This window comes from Curtobacterium sp. B8, assembly GCF_000333315.1.
In the GTDB taxonomy this organism is placed as follows: domain Bacteria; phylum Actinomycetota; class Actinomycetes; order Actinomycetales; family Microbacteriaceae; genus Curtobacterium; species Curtobacterium luteum.
Genome location: NZ_BACW01000484.1, coordinates 1 through 1,806 on the forward strand (window position 1 = coordinate 1; position 1,806 = coordinate 1,806).

A 1,806-nucleotide genomic window follows, 5' to 3' on the forward strand; every position below is an offset into this window, starting at 1 on the left:
GACTTCCACGGCAACAAGTTCACCCGGCGGTTCGACGCGAGCTCGTACGTGACGTTGACGCACGCGATGGACTCGCACGACGTCGGGGCGGGGCGGGGCGGTGTCGACGCGGCGCTCGCGCAGGTCTCGGCACGGACGCTCGTCGTCGGGGTGTCGAGCGACCGCCTGTTCCCGGTCGAGGACCAGCACCGCATCGCCGCGGGCATCCCGGACACCGTCGACGGCGACCGGGCAGCGGTCATCGAGAGCGAGTTCGGGCACGACGGCTTCCTCATCGAGCACGAAGCGGTCGGGGCGCACCTCCGACGGCTGTTCGGATGAGGCGACTTCGGGCACGCGGCCGCTGCCAGCCGTTCCCATCGCACCTGCGATCACGATTCGGCCCCATCCGGCGTGGCATGGCGCGCCGAACACCCCCCAACGGGTGCCGTGCGTGGAATGATGGCGTGGTGCTCGGCCTGACCGAGTCTCGACTTCACCAGCTCGACCGCACAGGACATCGATGGATCTGATCGCACAGGAACGCGACCGACTGCTCCGGTCGACCACCCGTGTCGTCGGCATCGTGTGCGTCGTGATCAGTGTCGTCGCCGTGCTGTCCTCCCTCGCCGTCCCCCTCGGGCTGCTCGTCGGGGCCCTCACGTGCATCGCCGCGATGATCGTCGGCTTCGTCGTCTTCGGGTCGACCGGCTCCGTCTGGTGGACCGCCGTCGTCCTCGCGGGCGGCCTCGGAGCCCTCGCGATCCTGCTCCTCGGCGTCGACGACACGGTCCGGCCGGTGATCGCGAGCGCGGTCCTCCCGCTCGCGGCCGGCGGCATCTCGGCACCCCTCATGGCGCAGCGCGGTCACCCGGTCGGCCTCGGGCTGACGATCGTCGCCGGTGCCGCCGTGGTGGTCGCGATGATCTGGGCGACCGGCTCGTTCTTCTCCGCGCCCGTGGGCGGTGCGCTGCTCGGCTGGGTGCTCATCGCGGTCGTGACCGTCTGGATCTCCCGGAGCATCCCCCGCGTGGCACGACGGATCTACAGCATCGGCACGGCCCACCGTGCCGAACGCCAGGCGAGCGAGACCGAGGCACAGCGCCGCCAGGGCGCCCGGCTCCTGCACGACACCGTGCTGGCGACGCTGACGCTCCTCGCCCACTCCGGCGTCGGCGTCTCCGAGCAGGCCATGCGTGAGCAGGCGGCCGAGGACGCCCGGCTGCTCCGCCACCTCCGCCTCGGAGCGACCCCGCAGCCGCAGCAGTCCGGCGACTACTCCCTCACCCGCGAGGAAGAGTCGCCCCTCGGACAGACCCTCGAGTCCGTGAAGCAGCGCTTCGGGCGGATGGGCCTCGAGGTGAGCTGGCACGGCACCGGCCAGGTCCTCCTGCCGTCGAACGTGCTCGACGCCTTCCTGCTCGCCCTCGGCGAGTGCCTCGAGAACGTCCGTCGCCACGCCGGCGTCGGCGAGGCCCACGTCACGATCGTGCACGACAACGAGATGGTGCGCGCGATGGTCACCGACTCCGGAGTCGGCTTCGACCTCACCAACGTCAGCGCCGAACGGCTCGGCTTCAAGGAGAGCGTCGTCAACCGTCTCCGCGAGGTCGGCGGCGACGCGAAGCTCTTCTCCGCGCCGGGGTCCGGCACGACCGTGGTCCTGGAGGCGCCCCGATGAGGCAGCAGGAGGCAGCAGGAGGCAGCATCGTGAGCCGCGTCCCCGAGGACACCATCAGCCGCGGACTGCCCGGCGAGACCGTGCAGCCCGCTCCGCGGACCCGCCGGGAGGCCCGTGAGCGGTACCGGGGCAGCGAGCGTCGGCAG

At 71.7% G+C, this 1,806-nt stretch carries 1 protein-coding gene and 1 pseudogene; both read left to right on the forward strand.

What is annotated here, in order from left to right; all coding sequences use genetic code 11:
• Positions 1-321, forward strand: a pseudogene (locus I59_RS12475) (homoserine O-acetyltransferase); the annotation flags it as partial.
• 181 nt (positions 322-502) lie between these two features.
• A complete protein-coding gene (locus I59_RS12480) occupies positions 503-1,660 on the forward strand; it encodes a sensor histidine kinase (protein ID WP_022904151.1) in 1,158 nt (385 codons plus the stop codon).
• Positions 1,661-1,806: the final 146 nt, after the last annotated feature.